The following is a 22,446-nucleotide window of genomic DNA, read 5'->3' as shown; positions in this document are numbered from 1 at the left end:
TCCCTCTGGGAGAGGGCTAGGGTGAGGGGCTTTTGATCTTCTATCAGCGGACAGCAACCGCTTGAGTAGTGGCATCGGCGAAATCGAGAACCTTGCCACCCCGCGCCGACGCATATTGCTGAGCCTGCCCCTTAAGCAAAAACGCACTCAACCGGCCCTTCGCATCACTGGCAAACCACGCCTGCTCAGCCAGCAACTTGATCCCGCTGTCACTGGCCTGTGCATACACGGCACGGATGTTTTTGCCTTCCTGCTTCAACGCCGCCAACGCAGTGAAAGCGGACTCAGCGGAGGCATAGCGGCGCACTTTGTCCTCACCGCGCACCCAGATTTCCGCGACATGACTGAAGTCAGTAATCGCTTTCCCCGTCGTCGCATCCGTAGCCTTCAGTGGCGTCTGTGCGTAGTTGGCCAGCTGCGCCGTGTAGTCCAGACCCGACGCGTTGAACGCGGCGCGGATGTATTGATCGTCGATGAACGTATTCAGATCGAGGCCACGATCAGCCTTCTTCAACAGCTTCAACGTATCGATGGCCGTACCAACCGCCTGACGATATTCCGGCTTCCAGCTCAAGTCGCGGGTCTGCACGCCGAGTGGGCCGTGGAACAGGTAGTTCACTTCGGCATCGACGCCGGTGACTTTGGCGATCAACTCGCTGTATTTCTCCGGCTCAGCGGCCAATAGTTGATTGGCCTCGATGCTCGCCCGCAAATAGGCGACGACGACTTCCGGGTACTTCTTCGCGTACGCCTGATCCACCAGCGCACCATGGAACGTCGGCGCATTGGCCTGGGCGCCGTCGTAGATCTTGCGGGCGAAGCCCCGGCTCGGAAACAGCTCGGCGAACGGCACGAAATCGGCGTGGGCGTCGATCTTGCCGGCCTGCAACGCCGAGCCGGCGACTTCTGGTGGCTGGGCAATGATGTTGACGTCCTTGAGCGGATCCCAGCCCTGCTCCGCCACCGCGCGCAACAACATGCCGTGGGCGGTGGAGGCGAACGGCACGGAAATGGTCTTGCCCTTGAGTTCGCTCAGCGATTGCACGCCGGACGCACTCGGCACGACGATGCCGTTGCCGCTGCCCTTGATGCTCCCCGACAGTACGCTGATGAACAGGCTGTGCTTGCCGGCAGTTTCGAACGCAACACCGTTGAACGCACCTGGGAAATCGGCCATGGCGCCGAAGTCGAGTTTGCCGGCGACCATCTCGTTGGTCAGCGGCGCGCCGCTGGTGAAGTTCTTCCACTGCACGTCGTACTTCGCGTCTTGGTAGGCGCCGTCGTGGGGCAGATATTTGTCGAGCAGACCGAGTTCACGAATCAACAGACCGCCAGCGGCGCAATTGATGGTGGTGTCCTGGGTGCCGATGGCGATGCGGATGGTTTCGGCCGAGGCCGACAAAGTGAACGAAGCCAGTACCAGACCGGCGATTGCTGCACGCAACATGAGTGTTTCCCCTCGAATCATTTATTTGAGTTCGTCTCCGCCGCGATCAGGGCGCGGTGGGAAACGAGGGGTTTTCGGTGAATCCAGCGTCCGGGGTTCACCGGATGGCTTTGGGTTGTCACAGTTCCAAATGTAGGAGTGAGCCTGCTCGCGATAGCGGTTTTCCAGATGTTGATGTGCTGACTGACACACCGCTATCGCGAGCAGGCTCACTCCTACAGGGGATCGGGTTTCAACGCAGGAGATAGGGGATCTCGACCTTGACGGCACCCGTCGGACAATCCTTCTCGCACGGCATGCAGTACCAGCATTCATCGAACGCCATATAGGCCTTCTGCGTCGCCGGGTTGATCGCCAGCAAGTCCATCGGGCAGACATCGACACACACGGTGCAGCCCTTTTCAGCGATGCATTTGTCCTCGTCCACGGTGACGGGGGCGTTGGAGCGGAAGAAGATTTCCTGAGCTTGATAGGCCATGGTTCGGGCTCTCTGGTTATTGATGTATCAAGCGGCGAATGCACCGACCCGCAAGCGGTCGTAAGCCTGCATTTCTTCGGCGTCGAGCGGGATGATGTAAGGCTCGACGGCTTTCTTGAAACTGGTCATCTGGCCGTCATCGCCCTTCTTCAAATGGCAATGGCAGAACCATTCACTGTCGTTGCGCTGCGGATGATCAACGCGATAGTGGTACAGACCCCAGCGGCTTTCGGCGCGGAACAACGAGGCGCGAGCGGCCATTTCGGCGCAGTCGCGGATCACGCTGGTTTCCATCGCGCGCATCAGTTCGTGGGCGTTGTTGGCCTTCATCTGCTCGAGATCGCGCTCGATGTCGCTGAAGCGTTGCAGGCCGATCTGCATCTTCTTGGTCACTTTCGGCGGTTGCAGGTAGTCGTTAACGAAACGCCGCAGCTTGTACTCGACCTGCGCCGGCGGCAGACCGTGCTCGCGATCCAGCGGGGCGTAGACCCGGGCCCTTTCCTTTTCGATCTGCGCGGCATCCAGCGCAGAAAACTCGCGGCCGGCGACAAAGTCTGCGGCGTTATGCCCGGCAAACCAGCCGTAGGTGAAGGCGCCGAGCATGTAATTGTGCGGCACAGCGGCCATGTCACCGGCCGAATACAAGCCTTTCACCGAGGTCTCGGCGCGTTCGTTCACCCACACCCCGGAGGCAGAGTGACCGCTGCAAAAACCGATTTCGGAAATATGCATTTCGACCATTTGCGTGCGGTAATCGGTGCCGCGATTGGCGTGGAATTGACCACGACTCGGGCGCTCATTGCTGTGGAGGATTTCCTCGATGGTCTGGATGGTTTCTTCTGCCAGGTGATCGAGTTTGAGAAACACCGGGCCGTTGCCGCTCTCCAGTTCCTGGTGGAATTCCCACATCATCTGCCCGCTCCAGTAGTCGCACTCTATGAAGCGTTCACCCTTGTTGTTGGCGGTGTAGCCACCCAGCGGACCGGTCACGTAGGCGCAGGCCGGACCGTTGTAATCCTTGATCAGCGGGTTGATCTGAAAGCACTCGAGGTTGGCCAGTTCGGCGCCGGCGTGATAGGCCATCGCATAGCCGTCGCCGGCGTTGGTCGGGTTCTCGTAGGTGCCCATCAGGTAGCCCGACGAAGGCAGACCGAGTCGCCCGGCAGCGCCACAAGCGAGAATTACTGCCTTGGCCTTGATCACATGGAAATCGGCCGTGCGGCAATCGAAGCCCATCACACCGTTGACGGTGCCCTCCTCGTCAGTCAGCAACCGCGTGCAGACGAGACGATTGGTGATGCTCACCCGCGCACGTTTCAACTGCCGATAGAGGACTTTTTTGATGTCGTGCCCTTCCGGCATCGGCAGCACGTAGGCGCCCATGTGGTGGACTTTTTTCACCGCATAATCGCCGGTCTCGTCCTTCTCGAACTTCACGCCCCAGCGGTCAAGCTGCTCGATGGTTTCGAAACTGTGGGTGGCGTAGGCGTAAACGGCGGCCTGATTGACGATGCCGTCATTGGCGATGGTGATTTCCTTGGTGTACTGCTCCGGTGTCGAGTGGCCGGGAATGATCGCGTTGTTCAGGCCGTCCATGCCCATGCTGATCGCGCCGCTGCGTTTGACGTTGGCCTTGTCGACCAGCAACACGCGCAAGTCGCGGTTCTTTTCCTTGGCCTTGATCGCGGCCATCGGGCCGGCAGTGCCACCGCCAATGACGACAATGTCGTATTCCTGTTCGAGCACGTTGCGGGTCATGCCTGCTCCCCTTTTTGCCGGTCGATCCGCAGGCGGTACTGGAACGCATCGCCACGGTAGTAAAGGTGTTCGAAGTCCAGCGGTTGGCCTTGCGCGTCGTGGGTCAGACGCTCGATACGCATGATCGGCGAGCCGGCCTCGACGTTCAGCGCCTGGGTCAGATCGCTGTCAGCCAGCACTGCGTCGATGGCCAGATCGGCATGGCCGAGGGCGATGGCGCAGTCGTTTTCAAGGATCAGGAAGATGTCGCGGGTGACCAGATCGGCCTTCTCCAGCCGCTCGCCGACGGCTTTGGGCAGGTAGGTGATTTCCAGCGAGATCGGCTCACGATTGATCAGCCGTACACGTTTGATCTGCGCGACGATCTCGCCCTCAGCGACTTGCAAACGCTCGGCGACGCGCTTGTCGGCCGGGATGAATTTGAAGCTGCGCAGGCGGTTGATCACCTCATAGCCACGGCCGGTCATCGACTCGGCGAGGCCTTGCAGGCTGCTGACGTTCTGAAAGGTTTTCGGCTTGGCGACGAAGGTGCCTTTGCCGTGGATCTTGAAGATCAGCCCTTCCTTTTGCAGATCGCCCAGCGCCTGGCGCACGGTGATGCGGCTGACTTTGAACAACGCACCGAGTTCGCTTTCGGAGGGCATCTGGCTGTCTTGCGGGTATTCGCCGTCGAGAATCCGCGCACGGAGGACGTCGCGCAGTTGGGTGTGCAGCGGGACGCTGCTAAGGGAGAGAACGTTATCGGTCATCACGGGATCACTTGTTATAACGAGTTATGACGTGATCTTAGAGTTGTTATGACAAGGTGAGAAATATTGTTTGGGCATAACCTTAGATGCATGACACACGCGATTCCCTGTGGGAGCTGGCTTGCCAGCGATGGCGTTCTGTCAGCCAACTGATTGGCTATCTGAACCACCGCTATCGCTGGCAAGCCAGCTCCCACAGGGGATGGTGTAAGACTGGAGGTCAGTGGCGTTTGAGGATCTGGTCCATGACCCAGTCGGTTTTGAGGGCTTGTTCCGCGACGGCGGGATGTTTGGAATCTCCACGAATATGCGCATTCATTCCGAGCACGTGATGCCACTGGATGTGCTCGTGATGGGGGATTTCCAGGCTGAGGTGTTCATCGGCATGCAACTGCACGGGATGCTCATCAAACACCGAAAAAATGATCCGCCCGAGACTGCCAATGATCTCGACCCGATCCTCACGCCGATCCGCCACAAAGCTCCAGCAACCCATGCCCAGTGCCCCGGAGGCGAAACGCCAACTGGCGCTGACGGCATCTTCCGCTGCATATAACCCTGCCTGATGCGCGGTGAATCCGGCGACGTCAACAATGTCACCGAGCAGATACTGAAACAGATCAAAGCCATGACTGGCCAGATCGGCAAAGTAACCGCCACCGGCCACCGCCGGATCTGTGCGCCAATTGCTGCGACCGTCCAGATCCGCCGGCGAAGGCGCCTTGGTCAGCGTCCAGCTCAGATGCCGCACGTCACCGATGCGCCCCTCCTCCAACCATTGCCGCACCTGTGCAAAGCGCGGCAACGAACGGCGGTAGTAGGAAACGAACAAGTGCAAACCAGACTCGTCAAATGCCCGTTGCATTTCGCGGCTTTGCCCGGCATTCAGCGCCATGGGCTTTTCCACACAGCAATGTTTGCCGGCCGCAGCGACTTTCAGGCTGTAGGCGTGGTGGCTGTCGGGCGGTGTGGCAATGTACACCGCGTCCACCTCGGGATCGTTGATCAGCGCATCGACGTCGGTGTAAACCCGCTCGATGCCGTGGCGCGCGGCATAGTCAGTCACGGCCTCAAGGCGTCGGCCCATCACCGCCACCAACGCCGAACCGGGCGCCTTGTAGAAGGCCGGGCCGCTCTTGCGTTCAGCGACGCTGCCGCAACCGATCATGCCCCAGCGCACCACGTTCATGTCTCTTCCTTTAGCCGATGCGCAAGGCGCGCAGATCGAGGTGACCGTCCTTCAGCGGCGGGCACCAGTAATAGCCGCCAGTGATCGGCCGGCTGATGCGATACAGACCATCGGTGATGCCGTCTTCCAGGCCGCTCATACGGCGCAGTTGTGCTTCGAAGGCATCCAGCGAGAAGCCGAAAGCGAGGAACATCAGGCCGGCACGATCACCTTCGATCCACGGCATCGAGCGACGCACAACGAACGCTTCCGGCGCGAAGCTTTCCTGCGCGGTGCGTTTGACGTGGGCGGAGACTGGCGCGTCGTCGATCTCTTCGTTGTCACTGAGGCGACGGCCCATGATGTTGTCTTTGTCGTCGGCCGAAAGCTTGTGGAAACCCTTGAGGTCATGCTGCCACTGCTGGATCGCGGCGAAGCTGCCACCGACCATGCCGTCGGTGCCTGCGCTTTGCAGGGCGGCAGCGATGGCGGCTTCGTCGTGGGGGTTTTCGGTGCCGTCTTCATAGCCGGTCAGGTCGTGGCCGTCCTTGTGGCGGAAGGCTTCCTGCATCTCGACCAGACGCAGGGCTGGTGCCAGTGCGGCTTCGAGAGCGTTGCAGCGGTTGAGCAGTTCACCACGGTCGACGCCGTGCAGCCACACCCACAGCGCGTGCTGGGTTGACGGGTTCTCGACGCCAACGCCGGTCAGCGCCGGGAAGCTGCGCAGGCCGTCGATCTGCACGTTGAGGGCCTTGGCCAGGGATTCGCCGAAACCGACCACTGCCGACTTGCCGTCCACCTGATTCAGCAGATTGTCGAGCGCCTGCGGCAGGGCTTCAACCGACTCAAGGGCGAAAAACAGGTGACGCGCTTGCGCAGGAACAGGGGTGGCGAGAATGCCCGGCTGGTAGTAACTCATGTGAACTCCTTGGGAAAGTGCGCGGGAGTTTACCTGTGGCCGGAGGGTTTGTGGGGGTTTGGATGGAGTCAAAAGCCCCTCACCCTAGCCCTCTCCCGGGGGGAGAGGGAATTGATTGGGGGATATTAAAGATCTACACCGACTTGAACGTGCTGTACCGAATCCATAATCGACAAAAATCTTTCAGGTCGATGTAACTCGCAAGACGCCTCGGTCGGCTCCCTCTCCCTCCGGGAGAGGGCTGCAGTGAGGGGATGTTCGAGGTAAGACACTGAATTGAGCGTGCATCGGTGAATCCATAATCGACAAAGACCTTTCAGGTCGATGTAAGACGCAAGACACCTCGGTCGGCCCCCTCTCCCTCCGGGAGAGGGCTGGGGTGAGGGTGTGCGTCATTACGCCAAGCGCTAGGGCTCAGCCCCGTCCAGCGCTTGAACGCCCGGCGAAAACTGCGCACATCGCTGTAGCCGACTTCCTCGGTAATCCGCTCAATCGGCATATCAGGATTGGCCAGCAAACTCAGGGTCCGCGCCTGCCGCACCTGCTCCAGCAACGCCTCGAACGTCAGCGCATGCTCAGTCAAACGCCGGCGCAACGTACGGCTGCTCATATTCAAATCGCCAGCAATCTTTTCGATGTGACTGCCGCTACTCAAATCCCGCGCAATCGCCCGTTCCACAGCCTGAATCAAATCAAGTTTCTGATGCACCTGCGCCGCTTCCAGCTCCAGCAATGCCACCGCCTGACGCAACGCCAGCGAATGATGATTGGGCAGATTCACGTCCAGCCATTGCGCATCGATCAGCATGCGGTTGTGCAGGCAACCGAAGCGCACGTCCGGCCCGAGCAGGCGCTCGTATTCGCTGAGGTAATCCGGTGCGGCATGCACAAATTCCACGGCAATCGCCTTGAACTCACCCCCCACCAGCGCGCGGCCATACACCAGCAAACTGGCGAAGAACTCCTCGACCGCAAACACCTGCACATCGGCAAATGGCAGACGACATTCAGCATCGAGATGCACCTGAGCGCCGACCACATCAACACTGGACACCACAATCCCGCCCGAGGTGTGTTGATGACGAATGCCTAGCGCAAAGGCATCACGCAAGGTCTTGCACAGCGACAACACATGCCCAAGCAGACCCAAAGTACCGAGTACGTTCTGCGCGCCGACCCACAATCCCAACCCCTGATTGGGCAGCACTTTGAGCGCGCGCTGAATCATCGCCACGGCTTGGCGATAGGAAATCCGCTGCGCCGGATCCTGCAGATCCTCAAGGGTGAAACCCAGCCCACGGCACAGGCTCTGGGGATCGATGCCTTTGTTCTGCGCGACTTCGGCGAGGGTTTGCAGGAGGAACGGCGAGACCAGCGCCAGTTCGAAGGTCGGGTCTTGGACTTTTACGTTCATGGGGCTGACATTCCGGATCACGCTTGATTGTTATTTTTGTAACCGGTTGTGTCGATGGAAGTTAGCACAAGGTTTACGGACTGTCCGCAGATGCCCCCCTCGGTGTCCGCCAATACCCTGCCCCAACGTACGCCAAACGCTTATTTCTAGCGTACCGGCGCTCCGAGCGACCGGTACCAGGTCCCAATCACAATAATAATGAGGACAGTCATGAGCCAGAACCGTGCAACATCCTTCTTGCCGCTCGCCCTTTTCATCGCAGGTTGCACCCTGACGTTGCCCGCCCTGGCCACCGAAGCCGGGGTCGACAACATCGGCACCGGCACCGACGGCTTCTTCATGCTGCCGCTGGAAGTCGACAGCCTTCCGCAGAACATGGTCGCGTTCAATCTCTACTACAACCATTACAAGTCGACAAAGCTCAACATCAGTTCGCTGGGCGGCAAGGTACCGAAGGTCGAAATCGAATCCACTGCGGTGATTCCGCGTCTCGATTATTTAAGCCCCGTGCGCGTGTTCGGCGGGCGTCTGGCCGGTTACATCGCCCAGCCGTGGTTGAAGCAGGAAGTCTCGGTGTTCGGCTTGAGCGACACCCGCGAAGGCATGGGCGATACCACCATCGCGCCGATCATTCTGTGGGACATGGGCAAAAACCTGACCCTCGGCGCCGCCGTGGAAATCACCGTGCCCACCGGCGAGTACAGCGTCGATCGACTGGCCAACACCAGCAACAATTTCTACACCTACAAGCCGCTGTTCTCGTTCACCTGGTTGCCGACTGAACGCACCGAAGTCTCGATGAAGACCACCTACAGCTTCAACGAGAAGAACAAGGACACTGACTACAAGTCCGGGCAGATCTTCCACTTCGATTATTCGGCCAGCTACAAGATCACCGACGACCTGATGCTCGGCGTCAACGGCTACTTCCTCAAGCAGACCACCGACGACAAACAGTTCGGCCACACCGTGCAGTTTGCCGGGCAGGACGTCGATGATGGTGTGCGCGGCAAGGTGTTCGCGATTGGCCCGGCGCTGCACTTTACCTTTCTCAAGTACGCCAGTGCGGAGATTCGCTGGGCCAAGGAATTTGATGTGGAGAACCGGCCGGAGGGGGAAATGTTGTGGGCGAAGGTGAGTATTCCCTATGCGTTCTGAGTGCATTTGTAGGAAAGAACACCCGGTTTTGTAGCCTGAAAATCTGAAAATCTGAAAAACGGAGGGGAGGAATACGCCTACAGCGGCGGTCGAGATTACCGGACAACGGGGGGGAAACGTCTGGCAGATTTAAAGGGTGCGCTTGCAGATACTGGGCTCCGTTATCCCATGGTTGCTCAAGGGTTCATGGGGTGCATCGTCAGCCAGTGACGACAACGGGCCGTTCCCCCCTTAGACTGCTTGACATTGATCACGGAGGTCATATGAGCATATTGCTTTCCCCGTTTTATTCTGAGTTCGAATCCGAAGAAGAGGCAGAGAGCTACGATCGCTGGTTTCGTGCCAAGGTGCAGGCTGCACTGGATGATCCTCGCCCAGGCATTCCCCATGAGGAAGCCATGGTGCGGCTCGACCAACTATTAGAAGAGAAACGCAAGAATCGACGCACTGCCGCTTGAATGGAGTGATCAAGCTCTGGACGATCTGGCTGACATTATCGATTACATTGAACAATACAATTCCAACGCTTCAGCGGCTCTGCAGCGCAAAGTGGGTGCAGCAACGCAAAGGCTTTCATCAATTCCCTATGGTTACAGATCCGGTCGAGTACCAGGCACTCGGGAAATGGTGGTCAATCCAAACTATCTACTGGTCTATCGAGTGAACGGGCGCATCAAAATCCTGACGTTAGTCCACACCCGACAACAATACCCACGAACCTCATAAATATAAAAAAAGGGCGACCAACCGGCCGCCCAAACGTACTACACGAGAGTCTTTTACAACGTCAGTTGCCCACGTTCTTCCTCGGTCAACTGCTGCTTCGCCTGTTCATCCAGCGCCCCGGCGCCCAGCACCTGCACCGGGCTGTTCGGGTTGTAACCCGGGGCCGGTGCACGGCTAGCGCCATCGCGGGACGGCGCAAGTTGTTCATTGCCGAAGCTCAACACCTGCACGGTGAACACCGAAGCCTGATTCTGTCGCGAAGCCGCCTGCTGCTGACGCGCCACGTCTTCCGCCGCTTGGGTGGCCGACGATGCCGCCGAACTGGCCGAAGTAATCGCCCCGGTATTCACCGCCGACACCACCGGCACACCCGTCGCCTTGCCCTGCACCGAAATGTTCGCGGCGTTGACCACCGTCAGCGCGGCGATGTTGACGTTGCCCGACACGCGAATCCCCGCCTCGCCCGCATCGATGGTGCCCAGCGGCGCGATCAGGTCGATGTCGCCCGGCGCCACTTCGGCGATCGGGTTGAGCGTGGCGATACCGGCGCCGGTGCTTGGCACCGACGGCGACAGGGTCACGTTGCCCCAGGTGTCGTAGACGCGTTTCGGTGGGGTGTAGACCACGGTGGTTTTCGAGCCACGACCGGCGTTGATATCGCCCTCGGCGGACCAGCCGAGAATCGAGCCGCCGAAGGTGGTCATGATCCGGCTCTGGCCGAGCAAAATGCTGCCCTGCGAATAGAGCTGAATATTGCCCGAACCCTGGGTGATGATCCCCGCTGTCGATGGCGGCGCCGCGCCTTCGATGCCGAACACCTGACCGCCGCCCGGCGTGAGCATCTGGATGTCGCCGCCGAACAGGGTCTTGACCCCTGCCCCGCCGTACATCGTGATGTCGCCGTCGTAACGGATCGGATTGCCCGCCACATCAGTGGTCGGGAACAACGCAGCGATGGCGTTGCGACCGCGCAGATAACTGCCAGTACGCGGGCCATCGACGTCGTTGTATTCCAGACCGCCGGCACGCAGTTCAGCGAAGTACACCTGGCGGGCGAAGATTGCCTGTTCGGCGCTCGGCAGTGCGGCGAAGAGGGCTTGCGCCTGTTCTTCGCTGCCGCTGAAGCCGTAGCCGAGGGTCAGCCAGCTCTGCAACTCGTCCAGGTAGGTCTTGACCACTTTGCCCGGTTGCCCGTTGAGGGAAGCGTTCGGATCGGCCAGGTTCTGCGCGTTAAGGTAACGCGCAATGAATCGCGTGTAGTCCGGCCCCTGCACTCCTGCGCCGGCCTGCAACACGATGCTTGCCCCCGATCGGCTGTCTCCCGCCGTGATCGGTCCGAGGCTGGTAATAGCGGCCTGATTCTCCATCAGGATGTTGCGCCCGGCATTGACATCCAAAAGGCCCGGGCCGGCGATATCGAAGCTGCTGTAGAGAATGTCGCGCCCGGCAGATACGCGCGAGACATCCCGCGGGTCGTTGTGAATGAACAGGTTGCCGGTCGAACTGACGTTTTGTCGGGTTCCGCCCAATTCCTCATTCGGCGCGATTGTCGGCTGCCCCAGGAAAGTACCGGACGCGACGATATCGCGACCGGCCATCATCCACACCGGCCCCGCCGCTTCATACCAGGTACGAGCGGACGGGGAAAAACTCAGCGTTTCGCCGCTGCGTAAACCGACCAGATCACCAGTCAAGGCATAGAAACGCGCCGGGCCCTGTACATCGCTTAACCCCGAGAAGGTGTCGGCGCCAAAGGCAAACAGCGGATAACGCAGGTTTCCCTTCGGGATCACACCATCGGGGCTGTAGTTGCTGACCAACGGCACGTTCGCGCTGGCTCCGTATCCCGAGAAGGCAGGCGCAAAGGGGGTCGCAATGGCTGCCGGGCTCGCGCCGGACTGATTGATCGCATAACCGCCGGCGTAGATGGAGTCACCGGCCAGCAACGACAGTTGCCCGTTTGTCGAAGGCGCCAGCAATAACGAGTACCCCACCGCCGGAAACAGATTGCTTGATGCACCGAAAGCGGCCGACGGTCCCGCATAGATGGAACCCTGGCCTGCAACGGCCCGAAGAATCGAGGGGTATACAAAGCGACCATCAGTCGGCGAGCTGTTCATTCCACTTACGGTTTGAGACGACGTCGTGATGACTTCAGCCATCTGTGTGCTCGGTGTGAGATTGCCTCCGGCGGAAAACAGATCGATGGCCGTGTGCCCGGTCCACAACGAGAAGCCGCTCAGTCCACCACCCGCATGGACCTCGCCATTGTCAGTGGTGAACGGCGTGGAGTTCTGCAGCCTGACCCGACCCGGATCCGCTGCGCCCCCTATCACCAGGTCGCCGCGTGTGCTGATGCGCATCCCCGAATCACCCGGTATCAAGACCACGCCACCGCCGGCCGCTCCGGTGCTGGCACTGAACAAATCGTAGGCTCTGGTTTCCCGGGCGTCCTGCTGGAATTGCTCGACGCCATATTGCAGGTTGATCGCACCCGCAGCAGCGCCGGTCAGCTGTGCCGCACCCCGTAGATTGATCAGGGCGCCTTGAAGGTCGTGTCGCGGCGGTGTCGTGCCGTTCTGCCCCGACCTCGCCTGCAATGACGGATTGAGCATGCCGCCAAGACGAATGTCCATGTCGCCACCGCCGGTCAACTGCAGGCTACCGTCAGCGCCAACGCGGCCGGTGCTGCCCACTGCCACGATCAGTCCCTGACTGCGGGGGTTAAGCAACTGATCGCCTATGGCCCTGAGCATGCCTGCATCCGCGCCAGCGCGCAGGCTGATATTGCCGCCGCCCAACGTGCCGAAGCCGGTGAACCCGACCAGGTACGACCCGGTGTCGGTGCTCTGGTCCGGCAAGGGCTGCGTGGCGTAGCTGCCGAAGTTGATCCACCAGGCCGTAGGAAGATCCGCCTTTGCGTCGCCCTGACGCCAGAGCCAGTTGCCCACAGCAACGCTGGGGACCTGTTCACGCAGTGGCGCGTTCATTGCGTAGCTGCGCCGCCCGAGCGTGTCCCCCGACACCGAACCACCGGCACCGATCGTCAGGTTGCCGCCCATCTGCGGATACCACGCCTGATACAGGCTTTCTGAACCGCCATTGACCCATTTTTCGTAAGCGCTGCCGGCGCTGCCCAGTACCGATCCATCGTCAGACAGGCGGCCGCGGGCCTGGTTGAAACGTGAATCGACATCGCTGGACTGAGTGCCCGCCGTATAAACGCCGAACGGTGAGTCCATGCGCAGATTGCCCGCAGCCATCAAATCCAGATCGCCAGTACCGGTGCGCAGCACGCTGAACATCTGCGAGTGGGGATTGGCGGTTATCCCGCCCTTGTTGGCCAGGCAGTTCCCCGGATCGATGTCGCACCAGAACAGATCGTCGTCACTGACCGGGGTTCCGGCGGGTATGCCCATCATGTTGCCATCCGCCCACAGGAACTTGGCCGGTGGGAGACAGACCCCGGGAATCAGATCGCACCAGAAACTGTCCTCATCGCTGACGACGCTGCCCGCCGGATACCCCAACGGGTTATCCGCCGACCAGGTGCTGTCGAGCTTTTTCTCGGTGACGATAATCCCGAGGTGAGTGTCTGCCAGCCGTAAGTCACCGCCACTGGTGACGGGTTTCACCACACGACTGTCAGCGGCTTCCAGGTCGGCACCTGCAACTATCCGCATCGACCACGATGCGCTGCCCGACGGCAACATGCTCGCGATCGCCCAGTTCGCGCCCTGGCGTGTACCGTTCAATGAACGAAGTTCGATAAAGGGTGTGTCGGCAGCCAGCACCACATCGGTCATGGACGGAATCAGGGAGCCGCGCAGCAGTGCCAGCGACCCACTCAACTTCGCCCCCACCGCACGCTGTTGGTCATCCAGAACACTGGGCAGCGGCACGCCTTTTGGCCAGAGCATGGCCTGCATCCCGGTAGCCTGAGCGAGTCGGGTCCCGGCGCCCAGGCGGCTGCCGGCCGGCAATATCACACTGTCATTGAGCAGCGTTCCGGCGACATACAGCAGGTTACCGGAGGCATCGTGTACGGCTGCGCTCAACACGGTGCCGGCCGGCAACGTGTAGGGGCCGGCGAGCACGCCCTCGGTGGGCAACAGCGTACCGCTGGCGAGGACGGCGGCCTGGATCGGCAAGTCATAGTTCAGCTTGACGCCCGCTGGGAACAACGTGCCCTCGGCCAGCGTCACGCCCGCCCCCGGCACAATCAGATCGCCGCCAAACGGCTGGACGCCCGGCAGCAGTTTCCATCCCGCATCGTCCACGGTTTCCGGTGGCGGCGCGAAGCCATCGTTGATGCTGCCGTAGATGTCCAGGTCACCCCCGGCTCGAATCACCAGGCTCCCCGCCTCGCCAGAACCGTAGAGCGAAGTTTTGCCGGTGTTCGGGTTGAGACTGGCGTAGCGATAGCCGGACAAGTCCAGATCGCCCTGCACCACCATATCGCCGTCGGCGGTTTTACTCGCAATCTCTACACCTGGTCGCAAATGGAAGGCATCGGCATACCCCGCATTGTTCAACCCTGCCAGTTTGCGCTGCAACAGATCAGCGTTGCCCAAGGCTGCGTTGATGAACAGGTCGTTGTCACCGTGGATGCGGTTCAGGTAAGCCTGGTCGATGATTTGATAAGGCCGACCGCTGGCCGCCGGATCTACCCCGTCGGCGGCATCGGTATAGCGGCGCACGGCATTGAGCCCGATGGACCGCGCACCCTGGATGATCAACGCGCCACGGGCATCGATGGCGATGTCATCGGCGCCCAGTCGCGGTGCGTTCAGTTCCAGTGTGCCGCGCAGGCGACCGTCATTCTGACCCGCCAGGGTGCCGACTGCCGCGTCCGTGCCATGGCGCAGGTCTATCCGTGCACCGGGAGCGAGGGTCAGCAGGCCGTCGCCGGAGCTGAGCTCGACCATGGCCCGGTTGGGCGCGTCGATAATCTTGCCGTAACTGTCGACCCGCAGTACCCGACCGTGAGCATCCAGTACCGCGCCGCCCGCCACATTCAGGCCATGGGCGGCCGACAGGCGAATATTGCCGACACGTTCGCCGCTGGCATCGACCAGGCCGTTCACCGTCAGGCTGCCGTTGTCCACCGATACCGAGACCTCGCCCGCCTTGAGGCCATCGCCGATCACCAGGTCGCCCTGTTTGAACTGGAAGCTGCGACTGCCGAAGACTTGCCCGGCGTTCAAGCGTTGGTTGAGCGCAGCAAACTGTTCATTCAGCGCTCCACCCAGGTGTTGCGCGCGTATGTCCACGCCAGCGGATTTGTAGGGTACCCACGTGCCGCCGGCATCGTAATGCCCTGTACTGCTGCCACGGATTTCGCCTTGCAGATCGACCTCGCCCGCGGTGTCTGACAGTGCCACGACACTCAGATTGCCGGCCTGATTGTTCTGCGCTGACAGATCGATGCGCGAGCCGGCCGCCTGACGAATATTGCCGTCGCGGCTGTACAACGCCACGTCGCCGCCCCAGCTGTACTGATTGATATCGTTGAATGGCAGGGTGCGGCCCGCCAAGTCTAGGGTAGCCCCGCTCGTCAGGGTCAGATCGCCCTCGGCCTTGACCTGCAATTTGCCGCTGGCCAGCGCAATCCGGCCGTCGAGCACCACATTACGCCCCTCCAGCGTCAGTTCGGCACCCAGTGCATCGGCGGGCGCCACCCCGGTCGGCCCGCTCAATACCAGACTGCCGCCGGCCTTGAGCGCATTCACCGAGCCGCCCTCCCCGGTCAGCAGAGGTGTGCGCAGGTTCAGGTTGCCGCCGCTGTAGAGATAACCCTTGATCGGGTCGTAAGCCCCCTGCGTTTCATAAACCGCGAGGCTGCCCTTGTGGTTGGCGGTAATGCGGTCACTGGCGTTGAGGTTGACGTTGGCAAAGCCCAGCGCAAGACGAGCGTTCTGATCCAGGCCGTTGGGTTGGGAATAAGGGCCGTAGCCAAAATCGATGCGCTGAGCCTCGATGTTCAGCGTGCCGTGCCCGGTGCCCGCACCGCCGCTGGCCACGGCCCCGGGCGCCTGAGTGGTGCCGTTCCAGATCAGGTTGGCCGTGCGGATGGTCGCCACGTCGCTCGTATCCCCCAGGCCGTAGATGGCCGGGGTCGTGATCATCAGATTCTGCAACCTGCTGCGCCCGGTCTGAGGATCCAGAGTGTCCAGCGCGACGCTGCCGTAGAAGTTGAACGCGTCGCGAGTGGTCAGGCTGAGCGTTTCCAGGGCTGGCGCAGCAAACTGAGTATCGCCGCGCAGCAACCGGTCCAGCACGCCCTGATTCAACGTCAGGCCGGCAGGCAGGCGACCGACCGCCGCCAGTGTTTCAGTGGTACCGATGTTGACCGCACCCACAGCCAATGCCAAGTGACGGGTGCCGAAACGCACCGCTTCGGCCAGTTCGAACTGATTGTTGGTGGCCGCCGTAATGCTGCCATTCGAATAAAGCATCGCCGGATTGGCGCATGCCTGGCGATCGCAGGTACCGATGCGGATGCTGCCAGACGCAGTGCTGACGTTGACCTCTGGCGCCAGCACATTCGTCCAGCCGTTGGACACCACCAGCAGACTCGCGGCGCCGGGCTGATAGACGAAACCGCTCGAGGAGTCGTACGGCACCTCGCCGCGTCCCAGAGAGTTGACGCCGGCACCGGCCTCGACCGTGATGGCACCGTCCCCACTGTTGGTCCAGAGCAGCACTTCGGGTGCTGAAAGCAGCGCACCTTCACGCAAGGTGATGTTGTAGGTACTGCCCGTGAAACTGACGATGTTACCGGCCGTGCCGTAATTCACCGTCGGGGTCGCACCGATCGCCAGACGAGAAGCGCCCAGCCGGTTGAGCGTATCGGCATTCAGCGAGACGCCGGCAAAGCCTTTCGTGGCTGACTGCCCGGTGGCGAGAATCTCAAAGCTGTCGCCACTGCCGCCACGAATCACCGCAGTCCCGGCCACGCCTCCCTTGGCGGCTGCGAAGGCGATCCGGCCGTTGAAGTCCAGTGCGGTATCCTGCTTGCCCCCCGCGATGACAAACAGGTTAAGCGCTTTAGCGTCCATGGGCGCCAGCGCACGCGGAACACCCCGGCGCGCCGCATCGCTGACGATGAACTGCTCCAGAGTGGTTTCGTTGTATTGCGAGTAACGCCGCAACACATCCGCCGATGTCACGATGACCTGGCTGGCGAGGTTGTCCCGCACACCGGTATTGGCAATCGACATCCGCGCACTGCTTGTCCACGAGCCGTTGCGCATTGCAACCGCGCCGTTGGTGGCGCCCGGTGCGGCCTGGCCGTTCACTTCCACCCGGAACGCGCCCGGCAGCAACGTGAAGGTGGAAGGCAACAATGTATAAGTGCCTGCCGCCAACCCTGGCACGCCGCTGCCCAGGGTGATCTGCTGACCGATGCGCGGATCGACCGCTCCCGCTTCCCCCAGTATCGGTGCGTATGCACTCTGATCGCCCGGGACAATGGCGTACACCGGGTTGCTGGCCAGCCCCGGCAGACTGAACGTTCCATCGCTGGCATTACGCACCAGTGGACTGAACCGCGCATCGGTGGAGCCACCGCGACCGGAGACAAACCCGGCACCGCGCAAATCTCCGCCGCCCGACAGGTCGATCAACGCGCCGGACTGCACATCCACGTACTGCGAGCGCAGGCTCACCCCGGCGCTGTCGCCACTGATGCCTTTCAATATGATCGGCGCGCCGTTGTAAAGGTATTCGATACCGTCGGTGGTGCCGCCATAAGGCATCACCAGACCGGCCGCACTGACCGACGTCGTACTCCCGGGCAGCAGGCGCAGTTCCTGGGTTTTGGTCAGCAGATCACCCAGACTGATGACGCCCAGAGGCGCACGCAGAACACCGCCCTGATCGATCCGGCTGGCGCTCATCGCCAGCGTGCCAAACACCGAGTACGGCAGCGCTGTCGGCGCCGGACCCTGGCCAGTGATGCGCAATGTCCGATGGGTATCGGCGAGAGAACTCTGACTCTGATAGCCGACCCGGACTTCGGCCGAGACCCCGCTCGCAGGGTAGACCTGCGCGGCGCGCAGATTCAGGTCCCCCGGTGTCCACAACTCTGACTTCACCTGGCCACTGGTGGGCGCAAGAAACCGCACGTCCCCGGTGCTGGTCAGCGATACCTGGTCAAAGCCGCGACGGCTGACTTCAACCGGGGCGTCGTTGTTCTGCAAGATCGACCCTTGCGCGCCGAACGACAGGCTGTTGGCAATATCCAGTACGTTGGCATTGACGTTGAACTGCGCCGGCGAAACTTGCGCAGTCGGACTGTTCAGGACCCGGGGACGAATGGTGCCCACCACACCGTAATAAGTCCCCACACCGGACAGCCGCACCGAAGGCGCTGATAGATTGACCCGCGTCGAGTCGCTGGAAGTCTGCGCCAGGGACAAGGCCCCAGCATAGAGATTCAGACTCTGATTCATGTGCAGGTCGACGTCGCCGTCAAATGACAAGAGGCCGTTGCTGAACACGCTCAGATTGTCGAATCCGCCCGACATCAACGTATCGGTGCTCAGGCGGGCATGCCCGTAACGAAGAGTGTTCGCGGCGTCACCGGGCTTGAGGTCCACGGGCAACACTGCATCGCCCGGTCCGTGACCAATGACGATTTCCCGAGCTCGCAGAACCTCGGCACCCGCCTTCTGCGTAGCGTACAGCGGGGTCTCCAGAGCTACCTCCAGCCGTCCGCCGGCAGCACCGCTGCCACCTGAAGCGGCGCGCAATTGACCATTGATCCACAGGCCGTTATACGAACTCAGGCTGATACGTCCGCCATCCGAGGCAACGCGGGTCGGACCCTGCCCGGAGATGTCCAGCACGGCCTGCGTCCCGGAGGCATCCAGACGTGCACCTTCGCGCACAATCAGAAATGCATCGGCCGCCGTCGCCGTCGCACGCTTGGGATCGATTTCGCCGCCGATGATAATGCTGCCGCCCTTGTCGACCTGACCGTAGACCCGACCCGACGCATCGACCGCCGTGTGGGCACGCCCCGCGACGTCCAGCAGCGCCTGCTCGCCGATCCAGATCGAGCGGTTGTGCGCCTTGCTGTCGGCTTGTTGCTGTGAAGTGGCAACGTCGATCGAGCCGAACTGTTGCTGACGTATATCCAGGGTTCCGCCCCAGGCCTGCAGTTCGCCTTCCAGGGTGATCTGCCCGGTCCCGCGCAGATTGATCCGTTGTCCGGGATCGACCGTGATGCGCGATCCGCGTCCCAGCGTCAGGGTGCTGGCGGTGTCGAACCGGTCGAGTTCACTCGAGCCGGCTTGCAGCGCCAGACTCGCACCGGCGCGCTGACTGAGTACGCCCTTGAGCGGGTCTTCCTGATAAAGCGTGGGTGTCCACCGCTCCATCGCCTGGCTCGGGTCGACCCCGCTGACCGGATTCAGCGTTGTGTCGGCAAAACGGTAGACCGGCATCGTCACATCGATTTGTGTGCCCGCCGTCACCTCCAGACCGTTCAGACCGGTAACCCGGTAGGCAGAGAAACCGTTGTCGAACAACTCGGGCGTCAGCTGCAAGGCATGTTCGGGCAGCGTGTCTGCGGACGCACCGATCCGCACCCGATTGGCCTGAATAGCGAGCGTACCGCCGCCCGTCACGCCATGACCGAGAATGTCGCCGGCCATCGTCAGATGCGAATCGCCCAGCGCAGAAATCGCGCTGGACTCAAGACTCACGTCGCCACCCTTGCCGCCCCGGGTCTTGCCATTGGCCAGAATCGCACCACCGGACGACACATCGATCAAGCTGCCCGTCGCCACATCGATATCGCCACTGCTGCGGATCGAGACCCGGCCTCCGTTCAGGTATCCGAGACTTGCCACATCGTCCGGATCGGTACGCAGATTGCTCCAGAGACCACGGGTGTCGAGGCGTACATCCCTGGCGATTGTCACCTGCACCGGTTCACCCGCCGGTGCAGCAATCAGCATGTCGTCAAGGGTGCTGCTGCGCAGCTGGTTCAGCACGTTGCCCAGATTCAGACTGCCGCCGCGCGCCGTCAGATCGGCCGCAACACGGACATCCGGTGCGTACAGCGTGATGTCACCCCCGGTGTCTACCTTGAGCGCGTCGTTGACTTCAATCCGCTCAAGCGCCGAAATCTTCAGTGCGCCGAGATCAAAGCCATTGAGCTGGCCGGCGTCGAGAAACAACTTGCCCTGACGGTCTTGCGCGACGGCGCCGTTCAGATCCCCGGTGAATTCCTCGTCCCGCCGTTCGCCGCCGATCAGAACCTGATCCAGCAGCGGATTGAGGGTGTAGCGCAATCCGCCGGACGCCGCCTGATAGCTCGGCAGATAACTGCCGACAATCAACTGCGCGCGCCGTGCCAGCGCAGTCTGGCTCTGCTCATAACCGTCGATGACCGCACGCGGCGCCTGAGTCTGTCGTTCACCTTGGAAAACCTCACCCAGCAGTTGCCCGTCCAGCACCGCGTTTCCAGTGCTGACCACCAGTTGCCCGGCATCGCGACCCACGGTGTAACCCGACTCTGTACGACTGGACGGTGCAATCAGCGGGTTGTAGAACGTGCGGGTCTGGCCCCACCGCTCACTGTGATCCTCGTAGCCCTTGTACAAACCGTTGTAGAGCTGATCCCCCGGCGCACGCGAGACTTCATAAAGACGACCGTCTGCACCGCGCAGCCAGCTCTGTCGAATCTCGCCGCTTTGCACATCGAGGGTGCCGCCGGACAGGTTGATCAGTGATCCTTTACGCGTGACCACGTCGTTGCCGGCAAAACTCACTGTGCCGCCCTGCGCCATCCACTCGCCGATGCCATGCCCCTGGGTGCCCAGATAACCGCCGACTTCCAGCAGGCCACCCGCGGTGTACCAACGGTCCGTCGCATAGCCATTGGTGCCGGCCGGCACGTAGACCAGTTCACGCACATCGACCCAGACATCGTTACTATTGAGCGCGCCGTTCTCGCGATTGACCGACGCATCGCGCTGCTCGTTGCCCTGCACGTTGATCTTGATGTTGTTCGATTCCATCGCCACCTTGACGCCGACAGCGCCGGCAACGTCGATCACCGCGCCTTCGCCAACCAGGCTGCGACGCTGCGCGGTGACAGCGACCTGCCCCCCGGTGGCCAGGGTGATCGAACCGTTCTGGAATTCGACACTGCCGCCGCTCTGGAGATCGATACGCGACTGATCGCCGCGAATCCTGTTATTGAGGTTGACCCCGCTCAGGGCCGCCTGATGCTGACTGTCCAGCGCCGTCAGGTCGCTGCTGTCGAGCATGACCGCCGTGACACTGCCGGGCGCCAGGGTGACGCTGCCGCTCGTGTCACTCGCCGGATTGAGCAGGTGAATGGTCCCGCGAGTGGCGACCGAGGTGCTGCTCAACAACACGCCGCCCTGCTCCACTTCATGCCCGGTCAGGGTGATGTCACCCGTGGCAGCCTGAATCAACCCGCTGTTGCTGACCCGGCCGCCACTCTCGCCAGCCTTGAAGCCGGGCGTGACTTCGTTGCCAAAGGTTGTCGAAAACGTGTTGCCTTCTGTGCCTGAGCCTTTGCGGATGTAAAAACGATCACCGGCACCCAGCACGGTCTGGCCTTTGGCGGTGTTGAGGGTGCCGTCATTGACAACGTCTTTGCCGAGCAACAGCGTATAGCCACCGGCGTCGGTCGAGACGGCGGGCTTGTGGGTTTCAATCAGCGCACCGCGCTCCACCAGCACCTTGCCGGCGGCATCGGTGAACGTCGGCTGGCTGCCGTTGCTGTCGAAATACAGACCACGATCCCGGAACTGGATGTCGGTGATATTGGCAGCGGCGGCCACCAGGTTGCGCACGTTGACCTGGCTGCTGCCGCTGAACACGATGCCGTTGCGGTTGATCAGCATCACCGTGCCGTCGCCCTTGATCTGGCCCTGGATCTGACTGGCGCGTGCGTTCGGATCGTTGACACGGTTGAGCACGGCCCAATTCGACTGCTGAGCAAATTCGACTGTGGTATTTCGCCCGACGTTGAAGGTCTCCCAGTTGAGAATGGCCTTGTCGGCCGTCTGCTCGATCTTCACGTTGGTCTTGCCATCGGCTTGCGTCTGCTGCGGGCCTTTGGCGTTCAGCCAACCCTGAGTCAGGCTGTTGTCGACCTTGAGGCCGCCCTCGCCCAGCCCGTCCGGAACGGTCTGCAGACTGCCCAAGGCCACCGCGCGCCCGGCAGCCTGAGCCGCCTGCTGTGCGGCAATGGCCGCCACGGTGTTGTTGAGGGTCTGCAACGAGCGTTGCAGTTGCTGGTTGGCTTTTTGCTGCTGCGCCAAGGGTGGCGTCATCCCCGGCAAACCAGCCGCACCGGGCCGGGCGGCCGCGGCTTGTTGCGCAGCGCCCTTGGCCGCGAACCAGCCAGAGCTGAACGCGGTCGCCGCCTCGGCACTGCCGGCTACCAGACACAATGCCACCGCGTGCGCCAGGGGCTTGAGCAACCACAGCGCCGGATCGGCAACGTCACGCCTGAAAGTCTGGCCGGGGATATTGCGACGGGATGGGCGAGCGAGCATCACTACGAGATCCTTTTTGATTGCCACACGAAGCTGCAGGCCAGCAAAAACCTGCTGTTACGACATAGGCTGTTGGCGAGG

At 61.5% G+C, this 22,446-nt stretch carries 11 protein-coding genes; 3 read left to right on the top strand and 8 right to left on the bottom strand.

What is annotated here, in order from left to right; all coding sequences use genetic code 11:
• Positions 1 to 43 precede the first annotated feature (43 nt).
• The 7 genes from CKW26_RS20080 to CKW26_RS20050 all read right to left on the bottom strand — a co-directional run bounded on the left by CKW26_RS20080 (position 44) and on the right by CKW26_RS20050 (position 7,933).
• Positions 44 to 1,468, bottom strand: coding sequence for an ABC transporter substrate-binding protein (locus CKW26_RS20080; protein ID WP_177409266.1), 1,425 nt, complete (start codon positions 1,466 to 1,468; stop codon positions 44 to 46).
• Between the two features lie 211 nt (positions 1,469 to 1,679).
• Entirely contained in the window at positions 1,680 to 1,925 is a 246-nt protein-coding gene (locus CKW26_RS20075; protein WP_007959413.1) for a ferredoxin family protein, read from the bottom strand.
• A 27-nt stretch (positions 1,926 to 1,952) separates the two neighbouring features.
• Positions 1,953 to 3,683 (bottom strand): fumarate reductase/succinate dehydrogenase flavoprotein subunit, encoded by a 1,731-nt coding sequence (locus CKW26_RS20070; protein ID WP_095049849.1) that lies wholly within the window; start codon positions 3,681 to 3,683, stop codon positions 1,953 to 1,955.
• Positions 3,680 to 4,432, bottom strand: a complete 753-nt coding sequence (locus CKW26_RS20065; protein ID WP_095049848.1) for a GntR family transcriptional regulator — start codon at positions 4,430 to 4,432, stop codon at positions 3,680 to 3,682. Before CKW26_RS20065 ends, CKW26_RS20070 begins: the two co-directional genes overlap by 4 nt.
• A gap of 220 nt (positions 4,433 to 4,652) precedes the next feature.
• The gene (locus tag CKW26_RS20060; RefSeq protein ID WP_095049847.1) at positions 4,653 to 5,621 is read right to left on the bottom strand and encodes a Gfo/Idh/MocA family protein; all 969 of its coding nucleotides are present in this window, start codon (positions 5,619 to 5,621) and stop codon (positions 4,653 to 4,655) included.
• Positions 5,622 to 5,631: 10 nt separating this feature from the next.
• The gene (locus tag CKW26_RS20055) at positions 5,632 to 6,519 is read right to left on the bottom strand and encodes a Dyp-type peroxidase (protein ID WP_095049846.1); all 888 of its coding nucleotides are present in this window, start codon (positions 6,517 to 6,519) and stop codon (positions 5,632 to 5,634) included.
• 316 nt (positions 6,520 to 6,835) lie between these two features.
• A complete protein-coding gene (locus CKW26_RS20050) occupies positions 6,836 to 7,933 on the bottom strand; it encodes an AraC family transcriptional regulator (RefSeq protein WP_095049845.1) in 1,098 nt (365 codons plus the stop codon).
• A gap of 210 nt (positions 7,934 to 8,143) precedes the next feature.
• Between CKW26_RS20050 and CKW26_RS20045 the strand changes: the two genes are divergently transcribed.
• From CKW26_RS20045 to CKW26_RS20035, 3 genes are all read left to right on the top strand, one after another.
• Entirely contained in the window at positions 8,144 to 9,091 is a 948-nt protein-coding gene (locus tag CKW26_RS20045) for a transporter (protein ID WP_095049844.1), read from the top strand.
• Between the two features lie 263 nt (positions 9,092 to 9,354).
• Positions 9,355 to 9,549, top strand: a complete 195-nt coding sequence (locus CKW26_RS20040) for a stability determinant (protein ID WP_095049843.1) — start codon at positions 9,355 to 9,357, stop codon at positions 9,547 to 9,549.
• Positions 9,530 to 9,817, top strand: coding sequence for a type II toxin-antitoxin system RelE/ParE family toxin (locus CKW26_RS20035; protein ID WP_371917969.1), 288 nt, complete (start codon positions 9,530 to 9,532; stop codon positions 9,815 to 9,817). Before CKW26_RS20040 ends, CKW26_RS20035 begins: the two co-directional genes overlap by 20 nt.
• Before the next feature lie 53 nt (positions 9,818 to 9,870).
• Here the strand turns inward: CKW26_RS20035 and CKW26_RS20030 are convergent, their stop codons facing one another.
• The gene (locus CKW26_RS20030) at positions 9,871 to 22,365 is read right to left on the bottom strand and encodes a filamentous haemagglutinin family protein (RefSeq protein ID WP_095049841.1); all 12,495 of its coding nucleotides are present in this window, start codon (positions 22,363 to 22,365) and stop codon (positions 9,871 to 9,873) included.
• Positions 22,366 to 22,446: the final 81 nt, after the last annotated feature.

Source organism: Pseudomonas sp. Irchel s3h9 (genome assembly GCF_900187475.1).
GTDB classification, from domain to species: domain Bacteria; phylum Pseudomonadota; class Gammaproteobacteria; order Pseudomonadales; family Pseudomonadaceae; genus Aquipseudomonas; species Aquipseudomonas neuropathica.
Note: the sequence above shows the minus strand (reverse complement) of the source record. Positions and strands in the feature narration are given on the sequence as shown.